Source organism: Gluconacetobacter tumulicola, assembly GCF_014174215.1.
GTDB lineage: Bacteria > Pseudomonadota > Alphaproteobacteria > Acetobacterales > Acetobacteraceae > Gluconacetobacter > Gluconacetobacter tumulicola.
Window position 1 is genome coordinate 1 of record NZ_JABEQL010000060.1, and the last position, 1,839, is coordinate 1,839.

The 1,839-nt window shown below is 48.7% G+C and carries 1 protein-coding gene and 1 pseudogene; one reads left to right on the forward strand and one right to left on the reverse strand.

What is annotated here, in order from left to right; all coding sequences use genetic code 11:
• Positions 1 to 399: 399 nt before the first annotated feature.
• Positions 400 to 706: pseudogene (locus HLH29_RS19175) on the reverse strand (transposase); the annotation flags it as partial.
• 197 nt (positions 707 to 903) lie between these two features.
• On the opposite strand from HLH29_RS19175, the gene HLH29_RS19180 reads away from it, so the two are divergent.
• The gene (locus HLH29_RS19180; RefSeq protein WP_182968967.1) at positions 904 to 1,725 is read left to right on the forward strand and encodes a phosphatase PAP2 family protein; all 822 of its coding nucleotides are present in this window, start codon (positions 904 to 906) and stop codon (positions 1,723 to 1,725) included.
• The last annotated feature ends 114 nt before the right edge of the window (positions 1,726 to 1,839 follow it).

A 1,839-nucleotide genomic window follows, 5' to 3' on the forward strand; every position in this document is an offset into this window, starting at 1 on the left:
GTCCATGGCAAAGGCCCAGTTCGCCATTCTCTTCGGTGAACGCTTCGCACGCGCCACCGTCTGATCAACAACGTGAACAACGCCTCGCACACGAAATTCCTGACAGTCCCGCCCGGTGCCATTTGTAGCATTTGCCGATCACCGCACCCGTCGCGACGCCGAGGGCTGCGAACAGTGAGGTCGTGCCGTTCATGCACGCCCAAACGTGCGGCGACTTCCTTGCTCTGCAAACCATCAGCGCAGAGCAGGACCATCCCACCGTCATTCCACTTTCGCTCTCCGCAACAAGAGCAGAATATAATGAAGCCTATTTCAGTTCCAGGTGACCGGGTGCTGCCTGCATTCGACGCAGCCAGATCATGGCGTATGCGCAATGGACGAAACCCTTGGAGGCCGGGAGCGTTTTCTCCCATCGCAGGCGATATCGGCATGAACTGTCGAAAGGGTGCTGTCGATCGGGGACATATGCGAAGTCCGACACGTTGGCCAGGGTATGGAAAAGCCTTTTCCGGACGACCGGGTATGACCAAGGTCGAAAACGGGCGTGGACCACGGTCCATCCGCCGAACACGACCGGCAGGTCACGCCGGCGTGCCGCATTGGCGGCCATCCGCAAGATCGCATCCGCGAACAGTCGATTGTCGACCCTACGCCGCCCGGGCGTTTCGATCCAGCCCGGCAGATAGCCTGTCTCAAACACGAGCATGTGTATGCTCGGCGTTTTTTCTTTTTAAAACATTACAAACCGGTTACGCTGAAATATTTCGTGCTGAGCCGCCCCATAAAAGGGGTCGCATTCGTCAACGCTACTGCAATACCCGATGCCAACTCACATCGCACCACCTAATCACGTCGCGTCATCCAATTTCCAGGACCACTCTCTTCAGGATGGGTTAAGATGCCATGAGGACAATACCTGCGAATAGCGTGAAATTTATAAATATAAGCAAACTTCTTATAGCAAATAAAATAAAAGAAACTTCATTTGTAGTATTAATATCGATGATATTAATTTCTGTATTTAATTTTAACCTATTTGATTATAGCATTTCGAGATATGTGAGTTACGTTGGAAAAAACAGAGACCTGATTGATGTTGTTGTGGGCATAATTACTGGACTAAATGCATTTTCAAATATGTTGATGATGTCTATTGTTGTTTTTGCATGGTTTTATTCAGACACAAACGCAAAAAAGATCAGCGTCTTTATAGGGGCTCTGACTTCATTCGGAGCAGGTGTGATTAGCCGCATATTGCAGTTTAACCTACCGATGCATGTCAGACCCCTCTATGATCCGGCGCTGAATTTCCGACTTCCAAATGGTGTCGCACCTGGCACTCTTAGCCATTGGTCATCATTCCCGAGCGATCATGCCACGATTTTTTTTGGTTTCGCCTGCACAGTGAATGCCGTCAATCCCGCCGCCGGAGCTTTAGCCTATATACTTGCATTTATCTTCGATTTCGGTCGGATCTATCTTGGTTATCATTTTCCGAGCGATGTCATTGGAGGGGCAGCTCTAGGCATATTTTGCGTCACATTGACCAGGCCGCTCTGCGTCAATAAAAAAGTAAATTCGTTTTTCTTATGGTGCATGGCACACAAACCATATTTCTTTGCTGTTTCATTCTATTTTTCCATTTGCATAGCAACGATGTTTGATGATTACCGGGCGGCAATACTCAAGATTCTTCATACGTTTCATGTTCACATTCCAACCTAGGGCCTGTTAGATCTTGTAGGTTATTCCTATATATGAGGAATGACTGAAAGCAATGCGACACAGATTTTCACCGACGAAGCGTGGGCGGTTTGGGAGCCACTGATCGAAGCGGTG